This window comes from Mycobacterium sp. 4858, assembly GCF_900240975.1.
Taxonomy (GTDB): Bacteria; Actinomycetota; Actinomycetes; order Mycobacteriales; family Mycobacteriaceae; genus Mycobacterium.
The window spans coordinates 283,034-301,225 of record NZ_LT968776.1; the positions used below are offsets into that span (position 1 = coordinate 283,034).

The window sequence follows — 18,192 nt, forward strand, 5'->3', positions numbered from 1 at the left end:
TCATAACCTGTCATCAGCTTAGCACCAATGACAGGGACTGTCATCACCTGCTGTCCCGCCCGCCAGGCGGCGCCGATCAGCGAGGCGTGGCTAAGGCTTTGACTTCCTCGAGCGACTCGTTGATGAGTTGTGCCAGGTCGCGGCCATTGACGTCGTCGACCCAAAGCTCAAACGCCACTTTGAAAACCGCAACTCCTATTTCTGCGGTCAGGCTTGCGGCCGGTTGTGCCACACCGCGCCCGCATAACGTTTCGGCGATCCCCGCGGCAAGCTTGGCGAGCTTGATCAGCTCCCGTTCCTGAAGCTGTGCGTTGGCGGCAATGACGGTCTGGCGTTGCCGCGCCTGCTCGCGAGGGCGCCCCTCAAAGAGGATCCCGATGGTCTTTAGCCCTGCGGCCATAGCGTCCATCGGCGCCGCCGAGTCGGGGGCGCCGGCAATGGCGCGCACGAACAAATCGTGTAGAACTCCTTCGCCCCAGAACAGCACCTCGCGCTTATCGGCGAAGTACCGGAAGAACGTTCGCTCTGTCAGCCCCGCGCGCTGAGCGATTTCCGCCACCGTCGTCTGGTCGAACCCGCGTTCGCTGTAGAGCTCCAGGGCGGCCTGTTCAAGGCGGCCCCGCGCATTGGGTTCCCATCGACTCACGCCCCGATCCTAGATGATGACAGCCACTGTTATGGCGGTCATCGCCATGTCAGTAACTGAAACCGTTCTGTCCGACGTCGATGGGCGATTGACGGGGCGCTTGGCTGCGCGCGTGCTCGCCACCGGCCGCATCGGGAATTATCGCCGCGGCCGCGCTCAGGGCGCAGCGCGGTCATCTCAAGGGTTGGCCATCAATTTAGAGCCGAGGTCGCCGGCCAGCGGTGTCATCCATATGGCGTGGGCCCCCGCCGGGCGCCGACCGGCGTCGAGGTTGGGCCGGTCGAACATCATCGGGCCCATTCGCCGACGTAGTCGCGCTGTGCACACGACGGGCAGTGCATTCGGCGATCAGGAGCCGACAGCCGCGACCGACCCCACACCGTGGAAACCGGACAAAGATTAAGCAACCATGAATGCACGCGCGCTATTTCTACAGTTCAGAAGGGTGGTCCCGGCTGGGATCGAACCAGCGACCTTCCGCGTGTGAAGCGGACGCTCTCCCACTGAGCCACGGGACCGGCGCCAAGAGGCGAACGACGTCGAAGACTAGCACGAGCCTGGTCTCGACAGTACCGGCCCATATCCCCCTTTAGGGCCCTGCGTTAGCCTGGACACGGCTCGTACCGAGAAATTTGTATGTGCCCGCTCACGTGGACTATCGTCGTGCTTCGCACCGGACGACGATCTCGTCCGAGGCGCGCGGATGTAGCGCAGTTGGTAGCGCATCACCTTGCCAAGGTGAGGGTCGCGGGTTCGAATCCCGTCATCCGCTCGAAGGTGCAAGTGGCATCAATCCCAGCGGTGGAGTGGCCGAGTGGTGAGGCAACGGCCTGCAAAGCCGTGCACACGGGTTCGATTCCCGTCTCCACCTCCAGCTTTTTGACCCCGCGCGATTAGCTCAGCGGGAGAGCGCTTCCCTGACACGGAAGAGGTCACTGGTTCAATCCCAGTATCGCGCACCAGAGTTATTGCAGCTCAAAGCACATTTTTCGCTTCGCGAACGATCCGCATGCACGTAACTAGCACAACGGCGCTTGACCATGCGCATCCGATGCAAGGCGTTGCGCAGTCGATCTTTCGTTTTTTTCGAATTACGATGGTCGCATGGACGTTCTCGCCGACCACACTGTCTTGCCACCAGATTCCGCCAAAAGTGGGGAGTTACAAGAGCTGGCTGACGTCTTAGGTGAGCATACAGAGATGTTTCTGGTCACTTCGGACGGTCGCAAGTTCAAACTCAGCCATGAGCTATTGAATGTGCTAGCTCATGCCAGCAATGCTCTCGCCGACGGACGAGCCGTCACCCTAGAGCCGCATCGTGCGGTGCTGTCGACACAAGAAGCAGCCGACTTACTCGGCGTGTCTCGACCCACCCTCGTGCGCCTGCTGCAATCCGGTGAGATTACGTATACGAAACCGGGTCGCCACAGAAGAGTCCGATTGGAGGACGTGCTGGCGTACCAACAGCGGATACGCAAGTCCCGACGCAGCGACCTTGAGGCTATGGGCACCGAAGCGGCAAAAGATGATGCGTACGGCGTAGTCAACGGCTTCACGGAGACCCGCTGAATGTGGCCAGGATACGAGTATTGCTCGATGCCTGCGTGTTGCTCCCGTATCAGCTAGCTGATCTCCTACTTTGGCTGGCTGATGCTGAGATGTATGAGCCATTGTGGTCTGAAGAGATCCTGAACGAGGTTGAACGAAATCTCATCACGAAGTTCAATGTCGAGCCAGAGAAAGCATCGCGACGGCTAAACCGGATGCGGTCAGCGTTTCCGAATGCGATGGTCGAAGGCTATGAAGACCTCGTGGCCGCGATGACGAACGATCCAAAAGATCGTCATGTGGCAGCAGCGGCCGTACGCGGCGGAGCCGCGATCATAGTGACTGCCAACATCCAGGATTTTCCGCCAGAATCATTGGAGCCGTACGATATTGAAGCGGTTCACCCCGACGATTTCCTGCAGGATCAACTCGATCTCGATCCGACGGTGACACTGGCCTGCCTCAGGCAGCAACGTACGGCATACAGGCGGCCGCAGTTGACAGTTACCGAGTTCTACCTCAGCCTACGGCGGACAGTGCCGCAATTCGTCTCGCGCGCAACGCAGGCGGAGAAGGACGACTTCGACGCCAGCATCCCGCCATTGGAGATAAGGTCAGCAGAAGAGGCACAACAGGCGTTCTTTCCCCATGGTAGCCCCGAACCAACCGACCCCCTAGGAGCGGCAACCCTCTGGTGGATTGCGCTCCTAGGAAAAGAAGACCCCGAATACGACGAAGCCCTAAGGCATTTGACATTCAATCCTCCAGCATGGGGCAACTTTGACTTTGCGCTTCAGTGGCTATCGCAGGCAGGGATCATGCAATTCGTCGAGCGATGCCCGGGTGACGACGAAATCCGGTATGTCAAATTTATGCCGAATGCTGAGCACTCAATGCAGGCCTTCGACGACTACCTGTTGGAGCATGGTTACGTTTTGACTATGGTCCTATGTCCTGACGGCTGGTGGCGTGCATGGGGTCTATCGGAGAACTATTTTCCAACTTCAGCGGACGTGAGAGGCGGGGCCCAATAAGGGAGGAGCCGATTTCGGGTTGCGCTCGCATCGGTGTCTGGTCGGGTGCAGGCTAGTTCATGAGCCTGAGCGGTACCTCAGCGCGCCATTGCCCGCATCGCCCGCGTTGATCGGTACGAGCGTCTGGCATCGAACGGCAGCCGATCGAACGCTCACAGTCGCGTCAATCGCCAGGATCACCACCCACGATTAGCACCGCCCTCGACGCCAGCCCATCCACGAACGCGACGAGCGCCGCGAGATCGCCAGACACAAAACTCGCGGTAACGCCGCGGCCACGGCAACAACCGTGTTCTTTGAACCCTGCTGGTGCTGACGTCGTGCTATGAGCAGCGGCTAGCGAAAGGAGCGCGACGATGATATCCGCATTTATTGCTGCGGCGTTGGTCTTGGCGCCGTTATCGCCCGCGCCGGGGGATCAGTGTCCGTTGGGGGCACCTCCTACGACGGATGGGCAGGGCAAGACGATGGTGTGTGTACATCACCATGAGTTGAACCATACGAACATTTGGGAATACCCCGCTGAGTAACTGTTCAGGCGCACCGCCCGCGCGGCGAGCAGCCCTGTAACTGAGTCACGAAATACCGCTTGGATCTGCTTCTGTGGCTCTACACATCCGCTCGAAGTGCTCAGGACGTGCGGACTCGAAGAACTCCATGCACCGCCGGACCTGCGTATGACATCGACGCATTCGCTGCCTTCGCCGTGGGAGTAGCGATCGCGGCTGCTTAGAGGTCGGTCGCCGGCATCTGTTGGGTGGCCGCCCACGACGCCAGTAGCGCTAGACCGTCGGCGGTCGGCGTACCCGCGGGTGCGGTGTAGACGGTGAGATGCAGCCCGGGCTCGGCGGTCAGCTCCATCGACTCGACGTCCAAGTCGAGCTGGCCCACGATCGGATGGTGCAACCGCTTGCGTCCGGACCGGTGCAGCCGCACATCCTGAGATGCCCACCGTTGCCGAAATAGCTCACTGCACGTTGACAATTCGCCGACTAGGGCGATCAGCTCCTCGTCGTGCGGATTGCGGCCGGATTCCATGCGTAGCTTCGCGGCCGCGTCCCTGACGATTTGGTCGTAGTCGACAAAAAATTCTCGGGCCGCCTCGGGGTGCAGATAGACGAACCGCGCCGTGTTCGCGGGCCGTCGCGGGTCGGCCAGCACCGGTGAATACAGCGCGCGGGCCAGTTGATTCATGGCGAGCACGTCATAACGGCCGTTATGGATACAGGCCGGCGCATCGGAGATGGCGTCGAGCACCTGCTGCAGTGTCGAGCGCACCGCCACGGCCGGCTTGTGCCGGCGCGGGCGGCTGGGCGCACCGGATTGGCGTGCGAGGTGGAACAGGTGGTCGCGCTCGGCCTCGTCGAGTTGTAGGGCAGAGGCCAACGCGTCGAGCACGCCGTCGGAGGCGCCACCGAGGCTGCCGCGCTCCATGCGCACGTAGTAGTCGACCGATACTCCCGCCAGAAGCGCTACCTCTTCACGACGCAGACCTTTGACCCGACGATTGCCGCCGTAGGCGCTCAGGCCGGCCTGCTCGGGTGCGATGCGGGCGCGACGCGAGCTGAGAAACTCCCGGATCTCGGTGCGTGGATCCATCGTGGGCATCCCTTTACCGTAGGCGCGTCCCGCAGTACAAGGGAGGCACTGCGGGTACCCCGACTGCGTTGAGAGCGGCCGCTGGCAAAGCCCGCACCGACGCCTAGGGCGTACCCGACGCGGTCGTGGCGATGCCGCCGTCCACCGGGATGATGGCGCCCGTGAGGTAGGACCCGGCCCGGCTGGCGAGAAACACGGCGGTCCCCGCCATGTCGTCGTCGCGGCCGAGCCGGCGCAGCGGGGCCGCCGCCGTGATCGTGTCGCCGATGGCATCGAGCGTGGCCGCCATCATCTGTGATGGGAACACTCCCGGTGCTATCGCGTTGACCGTGACGCGCTGTGGGCCCAGCTCTCTGGCGAGCACTCTGGTCAGTTGATGGAGTGCCGCTTTGCTGCTGGCGTACGAGTAGTTGGGCGACTGGGCGACGTGGATGGCGGCGATGCTGCCGATGTTGATGATCCGCGCGGGATCATCGGCGGTGCCCGCTCTGCGAAGTGCGGGCAGCAGCGCTTGCACCAGCCAGAACGGCGACTTGAGGTTGAGATCGATGACGGCGTCCCAGGCCTCGTCAGGGAATGTCGCCAGCGGTTCGCGCCACATCGCTCCTGCGTTGTTGACCAGAATGTTCAGGCGTTCCGAGTTCAACGTCACGAGGTTGGCGAGGCGCTGACACTCGTCGTGGCTGGACAGGTCGGCGGGGATCGCCTGCACGTCACCGAATTTCGACAGCTGCTGCTGCGCCTCCGCGCACGCGTCTGCACTGCGTGAGCTGATGATCACGCGGGAGCCTGCTTGGAGAAGGCCGCGCGCTATCATCAGCCCGATGCCCCTGGTGCCACCAGTGACCAGTGCGTACTTTCCACTGAGATCGAAAACTCCTGTGTGCGAGGTGAATTGGTTGTCTGCCATCTTCACCAGCTTGACAGGCGCGCGGAGCCCCCGGGAGACCCTGGCGATACAGGTACTCAGAGAGCCACCTTTGATTCCCTACGGGGCGGTGCTGGCGGCAGCGACATCCGCCAACCCGTCCCAGCCGAGGCTTATCGCGCAGCCAACTGATCGTTGATGTTGGTCCACTGACCTTCGCCCTTGTGGTTGCCCATGTTTCGGCATTGACCATCGAGGATGATCTGCCCGTAACTGTGGTCGGACGGCATGAAGCTGATGCTGGCGGCCACGCCGTCCTTGTTCAGCGTCGCCCCGTGGTAATGCTGGCCGGGTGGCGCACCGTCGCTCCACCCGTGGGCGATCATCGCCGTTCGGACCTGCTGGAAATAGGCGTCCGGGTCGCCGTGGATGAGGAAGCTGAGCGTGACGGTGCCCTGAAACGGCGGGTCGCCTTGGTCGTTGCAGGAGGCGAAGGAGAACGCCCCGCTGACCCCGTCCAGGTTGGCGGCGGCGACGATTTGTCTGGCCGGCTCGATCACCTGTGCCCTGGTCTGGTCGTCGCTCATGGGGTGGGCGGTGTCTTCATACGGATTGGTAGGTCCGCTTGCTGGTGGTTTCTCTTGCACTGGCGCGCATCCTCCTAACAACACGGCGACGACCAATACGGAAGTGAGCAGGGCTTGGCGCCACGACACGCGTTGTTCCTTAATGGTGGTGTTGAGCATCGAATACATGGTTGTCGGTGATAGATCCTGGCGACCGCTCCCATTCCGGGTCAATGACGGCCGGCGTGTGCGGGCCGATGGTGACCGGGGGTAGGCCCGGGATTCGGACTTGGACGCCCCCGAACGAATGGCGGTGTTCGGCTGTCATGCCGTCGGCTTGGAGTTGGTCGCCGTGGCCGGAGACGATGTCGGCCATGCCATAGAGGGCTTCGCTGCCGCGGTGGTAGTAGTACGAGTGGTCATGGGGGTTGATGCCGTCGGAGCCGGGAACCTCGGCGCGGAAGCGCACCGACCCGAACCCGTCCACGGCGGGGTCGGTCCCCAGGCTGGGGTTGGTGCCAAAGAAGTTCTCGCCGAACAACTTCTTGCTCGCCCCGTCGAGATGGCCGAGCATGCCGACCGGGTCGGTGGATGCGTCTCCCACGAAGACGTGTCCACCGTCGAGATGGAACTGCGCAGCGGATTGTGCCGCGTCGGTGCCCGGACAGCCCAGTAGCACAGCGTCATTGGCGTGCATGCCGTGTAAAGCGAAGGCGTCGGCGACGGTGGTCGAGCCGTAGGAGTGCCCCAGCACCGTGACATGCTGGCCGGCGCCGAGGTGTGTCGCCCACAGACCGTTGACGTCCTGTGCCAGCGCCGCACTGCCCGTGCGGGCCAGTGCGGGTGTCGAGATGCGCTGAACGTCGTCGAAGCCGTTCGGGGCGTCGTAACCCATCCACGCGATGACCGCCGTCGGGTTGTTCGGGTCGGCGGCATTGGACTGTTCGAACAGGTTGATCGCGTCGTTGTGGCCGTCGTGCAGCCAGCCGCCTTTGACGCTGCTGCTGGTGCCGGGCACGATCACCGCGGTGTTCTTCGCGGTGTCGGGGTTGCCGATCGCGATCGCCGCCCTGCCCTTGCCGCCGAACGCCGTTGGGTCGTAAGCGAATAGGTAGACGGGGTTCGGGTGGAGCGGGTCTCCCGCGTCGTGGTCGAGGCCCTGCTTGGTCTCGTTGGCGTTCTGGTACCGGGTGACGTCGGTGGCCGACAGCCCGAATTTCGCGGGGTCGCGCAGCACGTCATCGACCGAGACGCCGTTGCGGCCGGCGATGCCGCGCACCCGGTCGAGGTCTTGGTTCATCACCGCGAGGTTGGCCTGATTGCGCGCCAGGATGGGGACGCCATTGAGGTTGCCGATCTGGTCGGGGTGCTCGGCGATGAATCGTTGGCGCTGCTGCGGGGTCAGCGATGTCCACCAGCGGTTCACGTCTTCGGGTTTGGTGCTTGGCGGCGGGATCTGGGTGTCGGCGTCGACGGGCTGGAGGATGTTCGGGTCGTAGCCGTCGGTGCGCAGATTGCCCAGGCAGTTCTGCAGCGTGGCCGAGTAGCCGTCCCGGATCGACTCCATACCCTGCAGAGCATCCCGGACGTCGTCGGCGGCGTCGGCTTTCGCGTCCTCGATCAGCTTCTCCAGGAAGGCCTGGGACTTCGCGTCGAGGTTGCCGTGCTGCAGATCGTGTTCCGCCGCGTCGATGAGGTTGTCCAGCCCCTGCAGCTCGTGTTCCAGCGTGGCGATTCGCTGCGCGCCGGCCTTCTGCGCCTCGGCCAGCGCGGCGGCGATGTTCTCCAGGTCGGCGCCGATCTTGGGCAATTGCTCCGACTGTGCGCCAAGGGATTTGACCACCCGCTGCACTTCTTGGGAGTCGTTGATGGGGTGGTCGCCGTTCTGGTGGTTCCACGCGGCGTCGAAGCGCTTCCGGGCTTGTTCGAACGCGTGGTCGGCCTCGGCGGTACACCGGCCCGCGCCATGGAAGGCCTCGGCCAGGCTCGAGATCTGAGACGGGCTACCGGCCTGCAAGCTCTGGTTGATCGCCCACGGATCGCCGCCGGCTTTCGCGATCAGGTCGGCGACGCTGAGCCATTTCAGCTGCATTACACCGCCCCCAAAAGCCTCAGTCCTTCAACCGGCTAAAGGTTACCTCCGCAGCACCCGCGGCGACGTCGGTGTTTGTCGTGGCCGTGGACAGATCGGCCGGCTGACGGGAGCCGCCCGCTCAGGGCTTTACGGCCGCTCCTGGATCACGCACTCCACGATCCGATTGGCCAAACGCGGGTCGAATCCCATCCGCGACACCTTCCGGGCTTCAGCGGCGGGCGAGACACCGGAATTGAGGTCCTGCTCGATGACCCCGATGAGCTGCTGATTCTGGGTGTCGTGCTCCCACAGCGGGACCTCCGTAATGCTTCCTACGCAATTTCCGTAGCCGCTCAAGTCGGCCCGCGCCGGTGGGGCCATCAGCATGGCGATAGCGATGCCGACCGCGGCAGCAACGGAGAAGAACCGCACGATCTCAGGTGTACCCAGCTGGAAGACCGAGTAATCAGCAAACGGTTTGGTGTCGTCCGGGGCGAATTCAGACGCGCTCGGCCTTCATGTCCATGTCGATCGTGCCCTGGCACGCGCCGCTCAAGATGTCGGTGTGCATCAGGCCGTCGAGGGACCCGTCGGGTTGGGGCGTGTAGCGCACGGTCGCTCGGGCCGGATTCCACTGGATCGAGGTGTCGGGCATCATGCAGTCCCACTGGAAGTCGTTGGTTTGCGACCAGGATTTTCCATCCCACGTGAACTGGATCGGCTGCGGAACCGTCGGGTTGGTCGGCGGCGGGCCGCTGACGATGGTGGCGACGCACTTGCCATTCGTGCAGCTCGAGCGGAAACCGTAGACCTCGGTGTGCTGGCCCTCGGGGTTGCCGACCGCCATGCTGGTGCCGGCCTTTGGACCCACCATGAACGTGATCGCGTACTGGCCGTTCCACGAAGGATTGTCGGCGACAGCGGTCGGGGGAATCAACATGGCGATCGGCAGCGACGCAGCGCACAATCCGACGAAGCTTTTCACGGGGTCCGACGTCATCGCTTCTCCTCGAGGCCGTACCCCTTCCATAGTCATCTGCCGGTCCGTCACGAGCAAGAGTCTGGCCGGTTGCCTCACCAACCCCACTCGTCGTCGGCGAGGACATCGACAGTGAGAGCGTTGTCGGCCGCGTGTTTGGTCCCGTAGTAAAAGGTCAGCAGGGTGCGGTCGCCCTCGAGGGGTTCAGTCGCGACGACGGTGGCGTGCCCGATCTTCATCCGGATCTTGTCGCCGGGCTTCAACTCGTCAACACGTTTAAGGGGCACGCTCCACCCGTCAGCTGCACTGAAGTGCCAATGCTACCGACGCTCTGGTCATCCATCGGCGTCCCGTCGACCAGCTAACTACTTCGAGGCTTCCTCGTAGCGGGCTGAGGCCACCAAGGCCGCGCCGAGCAGGACCAGCAACGGTACGAACACCAGTGGGTAAGTGGCGACCGCGGCGATCGCGATGATGACGCTCGGCACCATCAACGCCAGCGCGGCCGTCGGATGCCGTTCGCCCAGGGCGACGATCCGGGCCGGCGCCGCGAACGCCGCTTCGGCCTGCGGCTGCCAATCCGGCCGATCACCATACGAGCGGTGGGTTTTCAGGCCGCACCCCACGCAGGTACGCCCATAGGAGTAGCGGGTTTTCAGCCCGCAACCCAGGCAGGTGTGGGTGGTCATCCGATCATGATCTCATCGCGGCGAGCGGCCCTCGCGGCCGACGCGTTCGACGTTCCTCAGGCTGTCAACTTCTGAATCGGGCGCCCCGCTGACGCCCGCCCACCTAGTCTTTGTCTTTGTCGTCGTCGTCCTCGTCGTCGTCCTCGTCGTCGTCCTCGTCGTCGTCCTCGTCGTCCGGATCCTTCGACTTCTCGGAGCGATCGAGCTTGTCCGCGAATTTCGTCAGCAGCTCAGCCAGGTCGCGCGCCTCGTCAGACGCCAACGACTCGTCGAACAACCGCTCGTCGTCCTGCGATACGCGCTCGAGGTAAACCGCGTTCTCCTTGATGCTGACGTCCCACCGGCCGCCCTCCTCACGAACCATCCGATGCCGCCTTCCGAGTAGTGACCTGATCGCTGGAATCGGCGCGTCCCGGCGCGCTACCGGCTTGGTTACCCACTTGCGCCGCTCGCACCTCAGCGAGGTCCGCGCCGCCGCTGCGGCCGGGTCACGGCGCGATCGGCCGCTTGAAGAAGCATGCGACGGAAAAGGCGCCCCGGTGGTCGGCGTCGAGCCCGACCATCTCCCATCCCTGGCGGCCCAGTTCGTCGGCCTTCAGTTTCATCTCGTCCATGGCGGTGTCGCCCTCGCAGAAATCCCACGTGTACTCCCATTGCTGCGGGTACCACTTGCCGTCGGAGGCCAGCCACCATCCCGGGCCCGGTGAAGGATTGTTCATGGGGTCGTGAGTACCACAGGGCGCGAGGCCAACCTATGGCGCGTAGGCCCACCCGAGAAAGATGTTCTGCGAATCGGAGGGACTCGGTCGTATTTCCCGGATGTGCGGTGGGGTGAAGTAGTTGGCGGTGAGGTATTGGCCGTTGCCCTCGCTGAGCATCACGTGCCCGGTGCCGTGATCGAATCCCGGATTGCTCGTAAAGACGAGCGCCCCCTCCGGAATGTTGTCGGCGTTGGTGTGAATCAACCCTTTGCGGTTGAAATCGTTGAACGCGTCCATCGCCGACGGGTATCTGAACGCGTGGCTGTACGCCTGCTCGACGAACGTCTCGCATTGCACCGTGTTGTCCGGATCCGCGGCCATCTGGCCACGTGCCCACGCCATCGCGCGAGCCGCCTTGTCTTCGCCGGTCGCCGCCGCCGGGGCCGATCCCCCACCGCCGCAGTCGGGGCCGAGGGCGTCGAGGGTGCGCGTGTCGATGTCCACGTCGGCGACGTAGTGACCGTCAGATGTCTTGTACCACAGGCTGTCCCAACCGCCGTCGCTGATCTGGTAGCTGAAGAAGCCCTTGACCGGCTCGCCCGCGGCGTGGCACACCAGGGTCAGGACCTGCCCGGCGTTGTACACGCCGTCCTGGCCCGACTTCAGGTTGGCGGCGTTCATTCGCGGGGTGGTCGGCGCTTTGACGGTGCCGGTAGTCTCGGCACGGGCCGGCGCGGCACTCGGCAGACCCAACGCAAAAACGGCTGCCGTCACCGCCGCCATTGCTGCTTTCATTGCCCGGTCTTTCCGCCACGCCCCTATGAAATTGATCGGGACGCTACACCGGAAACAATGGCCGTGTCTTAGAAATGGCCTAAGAATTCAGCGTCAGCAGTGGTCGGTCCAGCACCGCTGCAGCGGGCAATAGGTCGAATGCGCCAGCGTCACCATGGAATGGACGTCCCCGAACGTGACGTTTCTCGGGTCCAGGTTGGCGTGGATGTTTTGGGCGATTTGGTCGTACGTCCAGCCCCACCCGAGATCGTCGCAGATGAGGCGCCCCATGCCGATGAGGGCGGCGTCGTGGTCCGACGGCCAATTGAAGCCCTGAGCGCGCAGTTGAGCCAGGTAGGCGTCGTCGTTGGCATCGGCGGTCGCGACGGCCGTGCTGGCGATGAGGGCGGCACCGGCCATGACGGGGACGGCCAGTCGCGCCGGCCAGCGAGATGAGGGCATTTGATCCGCTTCCTTTCTTTCGTGCCGTTGACGACGCGCGCAGGATGCGGCTCCAATGCGGCAGGATTCGAAGAGTAGGAAAACTAGTGAAAATGCAGCTTATCGAAAGTTGAATAATCGGCTTCGCGGGCGACGAATGCTCAATCCGATCGCGGGGACGGTCACGGCCCGGGTGGAGGCGGAGGTGGCGGCGGAGTCCAGCGCTTGCCATCGGTGGTCCATCCGCACGGCAGCCAATTCAACTGTGGGCCATCGAAGGTCAGGCATTTGGGCGTACCGGGTGGGGGCGTCGGCCCCGGCGACGGCGAGTCAGCGTGAGCGACAGCCCCGCTGAGCATTACGGCCCCAACGGCCACGAATATCGTTGCGGGCTTTCTCATCGCTGGCGGACCCACCGAGCCGATCGCCGCTAGCCTTCGGCCTGCGCGTTCACCCTGTGAATTCTAGTCGTCCGGCCCTGTTCAAGACCTGGAGAATTCCTGCGAATCGGCGGTGACGCCGGGGCACCTCCGACGACGGGATCGCGCCGGCGGCAGTCGGTTTGCTGCGGGTCAGCGCGGGCTCAGCGTTCGCCCCAGGCAATGACCAAGTAGACCCGCAGTTCTGCAAATTTTTCTGCCCCGCAATGACTTTCGCCGCCGGGGTAGAGTCGCGGGCATGAATTTCATCGAGTGGCTGAGAACCCCGCACTACCTGCGGACCCGTTTGATGATGGAACGGCAGCCGATCAGGAACATCGAGATCGAGACGGTGTTCCTCGAAATCTCCCACCGCGACGCGCTGCTGCGGTTCCCGGTGATGCTCATGTTCCTCCCGAGGCGCGCCCGCCCGTCGCGCGACCGCACCCCGCGCCCCGCTCAGGACAAGTGACCGCGCGTCAGCTTTGCGTGGCTTTGCTGACGTATTGCGGGCAGTAAGACTGCGTCGCCGCACCGATGAAGTAACCCGAATTGTGGTCGCTCAACCCGAGCGCGCCTTGTACGTCGGACAACGTCTGCGCCAGAGTCGCACCGTTGGCCCAGTCCTGGCAAACTCCATGTCCGGCGTTGACGACGGTCTGGTCCGACAGGTTGGTAAAGGTGATTCCCTGCTTCGTGAGCGCCTGCAGGAAAACGTCGTCCGTCGAGTCGGCGTTCGCGATCGGGGTGGCGACGACGGTCATGCTTGCCACAACGGCAGCGAGCGGGCCGGTCAGACGTGCCGGGTTCTTCATGATGACTCCTCGGTGGGCCTACATTTCCGCAGGACCGAAATGCGCACATCGGTCGACGCGCTGATGAGTTGACGCTTCGGTCCGTCGATACTGTTGCACACGTGACGCATTGGCGCTTGGCAAACTCGAAAACAATCGCTTAGTGCCGCTGAACCGTCTGTTAATTGACGGGAACGCCATTTATACGGGAATGGTTGTACGCGCTCCACGGCGAGCGCATTGAACGACGCAACTGCGGATTGCGCGACGTCGAGCCCGGTAGCCCGCCGATGCCGACCCTGCTGGGCCTGGGTCCGTAACCGGGTTGGGCGCCGGCGATCGATGGGGCATGCTTGCCCTATGCACATCGTGAACGGCGTCCGTGACCCGGCGGCAAGCTTTCCCCTCGACACCGTCACCGACGATGCGGCCGAGCGTCGACAGGCCAACCGGGCCGTCGCCGTCAGCGCCATCGGACTGGCACTGACCGGGCTCATCGAATTGGCCATCGCGCTGCTGTCCGGCTCGGTGGCCCTGCTCGGCGATGCGCTACACAACCTGTCCGACGTCTCCACCAGCGTCCTGGTGTTCGTCGGGTTTCGCGCTTCGCGCAAGGTTCCCACCGAGCGCTATCCCTACGGCTACGAACGCGCCGAGGACCTGGCCGGAATTGGTGTGGCCCTGGTGATTTGGGGCAGCGCCGCCGTCGCCGCGTACGAGAGCATCCACAAGCTGCTCCGGCACGGCGGCACCGGATACCTGGGCTGGGGCATCGCGGCGGCGATCGTGGGCATCGCGGGCAACCAGCTGGTGGCCCGCTACAAGTTGGTGGTGGGCAGGCGGATTCGCTCGGCGACCATGGTGGCCGACGCGAAGCACTCCTGGCTGGACGCGTTGTCGTCGGCGGGGGCGATGCTCGGGCTGATCGGCGTGGCACTCGGCTGGGGCTGGGCAGACGCCGTCGCCGGGATTGTCGTCACCGGATTCATCTGCCACGTCGGTTGGGAGGTGACCGCCGACATCGCGCACCGACTGCTCGACGGCGTCGACCCCGAGATCGTCACGGCCGCCGAGGCCGTCGCCGCCACGGTCCCGGGCGTCACCCACGCGCACGCCCGGGCCCGGTGGACCGGACGGACCCTGCGCGTCGAGGTCGAGGGTTTCCTCGATCCCGACACTCCCCTGGCCGCGGCCGACCGAATCGGTCGCCAGGTCGCCGCCGCGCTGGCGCCGCAGATCCCCGAGATGCACAACTTCACCTGGACGGCACGGGCCGCCTGAGCCACGGCCCGGACGTCAGCCCCGGCGGAACCGCTCGCGCAGTTGCGGGTCGTTCTCCCACCACAGTCCAGACGGTGCGACGCTCCCGTCCCCGGCACCCTCGGCCGTGTCCAATTCGGCGTCGACCCGCACCGCGTGCGCCTTCTCGTCGCGGGACAGGGCGCGCATCAACAGCAGCACGAACGGCCACCCGACCAGGTCCCCGAGAATCCACAAGACGCCGGCGCCGATGGTTTGATCGAGCCGCTGATCGGGGCCCCAGGTGCGGTGCAGGTCCGCGTAATACGCCGAGCCGATCAATGCACCCTGCCAGATGACCAGCCCCAGGACGCCGTCGCCGAGGGCCTCGCCGACGGTGATCAGCAGCGAGATCGACTGCGGGTACCTGCGGGGCACCGGGTCTTCCTGCAGCCGGGCGTAGAAATACCCAAAGCCGATGGCCACCAACGCAATTCGAGTCGGCGCGCCAACCCATTCGTTTTCCAGGGCCGCGGTGTACCAGGACGTGAGGTAGAGCAGCCACGGCGTGGCCAGCATCGCCACCGACGTGGTTGCGGGGTGCGCGGCCACCCGGGCCAGGCGCGTCGCCAGCAGCCGATCGACCAGGTCGCGGCCACCCGGCCTCAGCGCGGCCCGCAAGACCGTGACCGGCTTGCCCTGGGCGATCAACAGCGGCACGACGTAGAGCAGCAGCACCACCTGCAGCGCGCGCACCCAGAACAGCACGTACGCGTAGGCGCCGATCGCGCTCGTCGTCGCCAGCAACCACACGACCGCACCGGCCGCGAAACACCCGGCTCGAGCGCGGCCGACCGGCGGCTCGGTGTCCCGGGCCCGTCGGTAGCACCAGGTGTATCCGGCGGCGAGCAGGGCGACCACCGCGACGCAGACCAGGTCCGGTCGCCACGTCTGCACCGCGGCACCCCACGTCAACGGCCCGAGATCGGCACGCACAGTGACCAGCGTATTGCCGGGCACAACCCCCGCAGCGCTCAGTTGCCCGCCGCACCGTCGGGCTTGGGCCCGCGGTCGTCGCCGGTGATGTACTTCGGGCAGTAGTGCGCCGCGGAGAGGTAGGTGAACTTGGCGGCGCTGGCCCCCTGGAAGCCCGGATTCTGGTTGCGCAGGTCGGTCACGATCTTCGCGTCCGACTGCCCGTCGTCAAGCAGGTCGCACACCGACTTGCCGATCGTGATCGCGTTGCCGCCGTCCTGGTAGGTGATGCCGGCGTCGCGCAGGTCCTTGAGGAAGTCCTGGTCGTTGTCGACGTCGGCGTGCGCGGGCGCGGCCAGGCCAATCACGGCCGCGGCGCCCGCCAGAACCAGTAGGAATCGCATAACGCAGCGATTCTCGCAGACCCGCCGGCGAATGGCATCTCGTCGGGCAAACGGCGGGTGAACTCTGACCGGCCGGCGCCGGCTATGCCGCCGGAGCCCGGGAGAATCGCAGCGGCGGGCGGCGCAGCGTCAACGACTCGGGCAGCGCTCCGACCTGCCGGCGCTCCGCCGGTTCCCAGATGTCACCGTCCAGCACACCGGGCAGGCCCGCCTCGCTGGCGACGAAAACCGGTCCCCGGCCCTGCGCGAACTGCCGGTGATAGTCCTTGAGCGCCGCGAACGCCCACTTGCCCAGCAGGCAGATGGTAAGCAGGTTCGCGATGGCCATCACCGCCATCGTCAGGTCGGCGAGCGCCCACACCAGCGTCAGCTTGGCCAATGCGCCGAAGACGATGGACAGCAGCGTGACCACCTTCAGCACGTTGGCCGCCAGGCGCCGGCCGCCCAGGTAGAACAGATTGGCCTCCGCGACCACGTAGTTGCTCAGCACCGACGCGAACGCAAAGACGAACACGACGGCGGTCATCAGCACCGTGGTCCACGACCCGAGATCGGCGGCGATCGCGGACTCCGTCAGGCTGGCTCCGGCGACCGCCCCCAAACGGGCCGGGTTGTAGGTGTCCGGGCCCGACAGCAGCACGATGAACGCCGTCGCCGTGCAGATCACCATGGTGTCGACGAACACGGCGAGCGACTGAATCAGGCCCTGCTCCACCGGATGTCTGACGGTCGCGGCCCCCGCGATGTTGGGCGAGCTGCCCATCCCGGCCTCGCAGGCGAACAGGCCCCGTTTGACGCCGGTGAACATCGCGGCGAGCACACCACCGGCGAAACCGCCCGCCAGTTGGCGGATCCCGAAGGCCCCGCCGATGATCTCCCTGATCACCGTCGGCAGCTCGGTGATGTTGACGGCGACGATTCCCAGCGCGAGCAGCGTGTAGGCCAGCGCCACCACCGGAAGCACCGAGCCGGCGAATTGGGCGACCCGGCGCACGCCGCCGAAGAGCACAGGCGCCGCCAGGACCGCCAAAACGACTGTGGTCCAACCGACTCCGATGCCGTGCGACGACTGCAACACCCCGCTGATCGCGTTGGTCTCCACCATGTTGAACGCGGTGGAGAACGTGACAACCAGCAGCATGGCGAAGGCGATGCCGCCCGCCCGTGACCGCAGCCCGCGTTCGATGTAGAACGCGGGACCGCCGCGGAAGGCGCCGTCGTCCGAGCGGACCTTGAAGATCTGCGCCAGGGTGGCCTCGATCACCGCGGTGGCCATGCCGACCGCCGCCACGACCCACATCCAGAAGACGGCACCGGGCCCGCCGACCGTCAGCGCGATCGCGACGCCCGCGATGTTCCCCGTGCCCACGCGCGACGCCAGACCCACGCAGAACGCCTGGAACGACGAGATCCCACCGTCGTAGTGGTGCGCCCGGCGGAGCTGACGGACCATGCGCCCGAAGTAGCGAATCTGTATGAAACGGGTGCGCACCGTGAAATAGACACCGCCACCGATCAGCAAATAGATCAGGACGTGCGTATTGAGGAGGTTGCTCAGGGGTTCGACTAACTGCTGCTGAAGGAAGTCCAAACCCTGCTTCCTTTCGACTGCGGGCGCTGTCCGTAGCCGAAATGGTATGGAGAAATTGTTGATTACACGTTTCGTTCACCCGCCGTTAGGGGGCGGGTATGTAAAAAGCGGATCACATTGTCAGCGCGACGCCGCCGCTAGGAGGCGGCCTGGGGTCCCGAAAGCGCCTGGGGGCAATACGAATTGGCCGCGATTGCCGCAAACCGGGTGGCGTCGTCCCCCTGCAGCCCACGATTGAGCATCTGGATCATCCGGACGACATCCCCCAACTGCGCGCCCTCGCTCACCAACTTGCACACCGACCTGCCGGACGTGATCGCCTGATCCGGATCCGAATAGGCCAGGCCGGCCGCGTGGACCGTGGCGAGGAAGGCGTCGTCGCTGCCGTCGGCGCGGGCCGGACCGGCCAGGCCGATCGCGGCACCGAGGGCGAGCAGGATCAGAAATAGCCTCACGGCTGACCGATCGTTCCAGAGCTGCCGCCGGCCCGCATCTCGTGGAGCGAATCGTCCGATCAGGAGCTGGCGGTGGTGGTCGCCGGGGTGGACGACGAGATCGCGTCCGGGCAGTAGGCGCTGGCCGCGATCGCGGTGAACTTCTCCGCCTTCTCCTCGGTCAGCGCGGCGGCCTTCGACGTCATCGCCTTGGCGATGTCCGCCATCGCGGTGCCGCTGCTGGCCGCCGAGCACACGTAGTGGGCGGCCTGGATGACTTGGCCCGGATCGTTATAGGTGAAGCCGGCCGAATTCAGCGACGCGAGGAATGCGTCGTCGGTGTCGTCGGCGTGCGCGGGCACGGCCAAACCGATAGCGGCCGCAACGCTGGCAATTGTCAGAACAAGCTTCATAAAT

General features: G+C 64.8%; 23 protein-coding genes and 4 tRNA genes. 7 read left to right on the plus strand and 20 right to left on the minus strand.

Annotation, left to right across the window (positions count from 1 at the left end; genetic code table 11):
• Nucleotides 1-76: 76 nt before the first annotated feature.
• Both C1737_RS09510 and C1737_RS09515 read right to left on the minus strand, forming a co-directional pair.
• Nucleotides 77-646 (minus strand): TetR family transcriptional regulator, encoded by a 570-nt coding sequence (locus tag C1737_RS09510; RefSeq protein ID WP_102417947.1) that lies wholly within the window; start codon nucleotides 644-646, stop codon nucleotides 77-79.
• A gap of 446 nt (nucleotides 647-1,092) precedes the next feature.
• Nucleotides 1,093-1,164 (minus strand) — tRNA-Val (locus C1737_RS09515).
• 181 nt (nucleotides 1,165-1,345) lie between these two features.
• Here C1737_RS09515 and C1737_RS09520 point away from each other — a divergent pair.
• The 5 genes from C1737_RS09520 (at nucleotide 1,346) to C1737_RS09540 (ending at nucleotide 3,228) form a co-directional block, all read left to right on the plus strand.
• Nucleotides 1,346-1,418, plus strand: a tRNA-Gly gene (locus C1737_RS09520).
• Between the two features lie 28 nt (nucleotides 1,419-1,446).
• A tRNA-Cys gene (locus C1737_RS09525) sits at nucleotides 1,447-1,520 on the plus strand.
• Between the two features lie 13 nt (nucleotides 1,521-1,533).
• Nucleotides 1,534-1,608 (plus strand) — tRNA-Val (locus C1737_RS09530).
• 142 nt (nucleotides 1,609-1,750) lie between these two features.
• Nucleotides 1,751-2,215 (plus strand): helix-turn-helix domain-containing protein, encoded by a 465-nt coding sequence (locus C1737_RS09535; protein WP_068095876.1) that lies wholly within the window; start codon nucleotides 1,751-1,753, stop codon nucleotides 2,213-2,215.
• A gap of 20 nt (nucleotides 2,216-2,235) precedes the next feature.
• On the plus strand, nucleotides 2,236-3,228 hold the full coding sequence (locus C1737_RS09540) for a PIN domain-containing protein (RefSeq protein WP_233214728.1): 993 nt from the start codon (nucleotides 2,236-2,238) through the stop codon (nucleotides 3,226-3,228).
• 729 nt (nucleotides 3,229-3,957) lie between these two features.
• Here the strand turns inward: C1737_RS09540 and C1737_RS09545 are convergent.
• The 12 genes from C1737_RS09545 to C1737_RS09595 form a co-directional block, all read right to left on the minus strand.
• The gene (locus C1737_RS09545; RefSeq protein ID WP_102417949.1) at nucleotides 3,958-4,836 is read right to left on the minus strand and encodes a helix-turn-helix transcriptional regulator; all 879 of its coding nucleotides are present in this window, start codon (nucleotides 4,834-4,836) and stop codon (nucleotides 3,958-3,960) included.
• 94 nt (nucleotides 4,837-4,930) lie between these two features.
• Nucleotides 4,931-5,737: an SDR family oxidoreductase gene (locus C1737_RS09550; protein WP_102419873.1), complete on the minus strand. Its 807-nt coding sequence runs from the start codon at nucleotides 5,735-5,737 to the stop codon at nucleotides 4,931-4,933.
• 131 nt (nucleotides 5,738-5,868) lie between these two features.
• Nucleotides 5,869-6,441, minus strand: coding sequence for a hypothetical protein (locus tag C1737_RS09555; RefSeq protein WP_199182821.1), 573 nt, complete (start codon nucleotides 6,439-6,441; stop codon nucleotides 5,869-5,871).
• Entirely contained in the window at nucleotides 6,422-8,353 is a 1,932-nt protein-coding gene (locus C1737_RS09560; RefSeq protein ID WP_102417951.1) for an alpha/beta hydrolase, read from the minus strand. The genes C1737_RS09555 and C1737_RS09560 overlap by 20 nt, the downstream gene beginning before the upstream one ends.
• Nucleotides 8,354-8,482: 129 nt before the next feature.
• Nucleotides 8,483-8,767, minus strand: a complete 285-nt coding sequence (locus tag C1737_RS09565) for a hypothetical protein (protein WP_067927266.1) — start codon at nucleotides 8,765-8,767, stop codon at nucleotides 8,483-8,485.
• Between the two features lie 67 nt (nucleotides 8,768-8,834).
• Nucleotides 8,835-9,335 (minus strand): hypothetical protein, encoded by a 501-nt coding sequence (locus C1737_RS09570; RefSeq protein WP_102417952.1) that lies wholly within the window; start codon nucleotides 9,333-9,335, stop codon nucleotides 8,835-8,837.
• Between the two features lie 74 nt (nucleotides 9,336-9,409).
• Nucleotides 9,410-9,601, minus strand: a complete 192-nt coding sequence (locus C1737_RS26600) for a hypothetical protein (RefSeq protein WP_142393448.1) — start codon at nucleotides 9,599-9,601, stop codon at nucleotides 9,410-9,412.
• Between the two features lie 78 nt (nucleotides 9,602-9,679).
• A complete protein-coding gene (locus tag C1737_RS09575; protein ID WP_102417953.1) occupies nucleotides 9,680-10,003 on the minus strand; it encodes a hypothetical protein in 324 nt (107 codons plus the stop codon).
• Between the two features lie 103 nt (nucleotides 10,004-10,106).
• Nucleotides 10,107-10,367, minus strand: a complete 261-nt coding sequence (locus C1737_RS09580) for a hypothetical protein (RefSeq protein ID WP_102417954.1) — start codon at nucleotides 10,365-10,367, stop codon at nucleotides 10,107-10,109.
• Between the two features lie 124 nt (nucleotides 10,368-10,491).
• On the minus strand, nucleotides 10,492-10,722 hold the full coding sequence (locus C1737_RS09585; RefSeq protein ID WP_067927277.1) for a hypothetical protein: 231 nt from the start codon (nucleotides 10,720-10,722) through the stop codon (nucleotides 10,492-10,494).
• Nucleotides 10,723-10,755: 33 nt separating this feature from the next.
• Nucleotides 10,756-11,499, minus strand: coding sequence for a hypothetical protein (locus C1737_RS09590; protein WP_142393449.1), 744 nt, complete (start codon nucleotides 11,497-11,499; stop codon nucleotides 10,756-10,758).
• 93 nt (nucleotides 11,500-11,592) lie between these two features.
• Nucleotides 11,593-11,940, minus strand: a complete 348-nt coding sequence (locus tag C1737_RS09595; RefSeq protein ID WP_102417955.1) for a DUF732 domain-containing protein — start codon at nucleotides 11,938-11,940, stop codon at nucleotides 11,593-11,595.
• Between the two features lie 657 nt (nucleotides 11,941-12,597).
• Here C1737_RS09595 and C1737_RS09605 point away from each other — a divergent pair.
• Nucleotides 12,598-12,810, plus strand: coding sequence for a hypothetical protein (locus C1737_RS09605; RefSeq protein ID WP_067927286.1), 213 nt, complete (start codon nucleotides 12,598-12,600; stop codon nucleotides 12,808-12,810).
• A 7-nt stretch (nucleotides 12,811-12,817) separates the two neighbouring features.
• Here the strand turns inward: C1737_RS09605 and C1737_RS09610 are convergent, their stop codons facing one another.
• Nucleotides 12,818-13,153, minus strand: coding sequence for a DUF732 domain-containing protein (locus tag C1737_RS09610; protein WP_082972918.1), 336 nt, complete (start codon nucleotides 13,151-13,153; stop codon nucleotides 12,818-12,820).
• A gap of 339 nt (nucleotides 13,154-13,492) precedes the next feature.
• Between C1737_RS09610 and C1737_RS09615 the strand changes: the two genes are divergently transcribed.
• Nucleotides 13,493-14,413, plus strand: coding sequence for a cation diffusion facilitator family transporter (locus C1737_RS09615; RefSeq protein ID WP_102417957.1), 921 nt, complete (start codon nucleotides 13,493-13,495; stop codon nucleotides 14,411-14,413).
• Nucleotides 14,414-14,428: 15 nt separating this feature from the next.
• On the opposite strand, the gene C1737_RS09620 is transcribed toward C1737_RS09615, so the two are convergent.
• From C1737_RS09620 to C1737_RS09640, 5 genes are all read right to left on the minus strand, one after another.
• Complete coding sequence (locus C1737_RS09620) at nucleotides 14,429-15,367, minus strand: cytochrome c oxidase assembly protein (protein WP_068095919.1); 939 nt, start codon at nucleotides 15,365-15,367, stop codon at nucleotides 14,429-14,431.
• 38 nt (nucleotides 15,368-15,405) lie between these two features.
• A complete protein-coding gene (locus tag C1737_RS09625; RefSeq protein ID WP_067927292.1) occupies nucleotides 15,406-15,750 on the minus strand; it encodes a DUF732 domain-containing protein in 345 nt (114 codons plus the stop codon).
• Nucleotides 15,751-15,832: 82 nt separating this feature from the next.
• Complete coding sequence (locus C1737_RS09630; protein WP_067927295.1) at nucleotides 15,833-17,341, minus strand: sodium:alanine symporter family protein; 1,509 nt, start codon at nucleotides 17,339-17,341, stop codon at nucleotides 15,833-15,835.
• 137 nt (nucleotides 17,342-17,478) lie between these two features.
• Nucleotides 17,479-17,796 (minus strand): DUF732 domain-containing protein, encoded by a 318-nt coding sequence (locus C1737_RS09635; RefSeq protein WP_067927298.1) that lies wholly within the window; start codon nucleotides 17,794-17,796, stop codon nucleotides 17,479-17,481.
• 59 nt (nucleotides 17,797-17,855) lie between these two features.
• Entirely contained in the window at nucleotides 17,856-18,188 is a 333-nt protein-coding gene (locus C1737_RS09640) for a DUF732 domain-containing protein (RefSeq protein WP_068058991.1), read from the minus strand.
• Nucleotides 18,189-18,192: the final 4 nt, after the last annotated feature.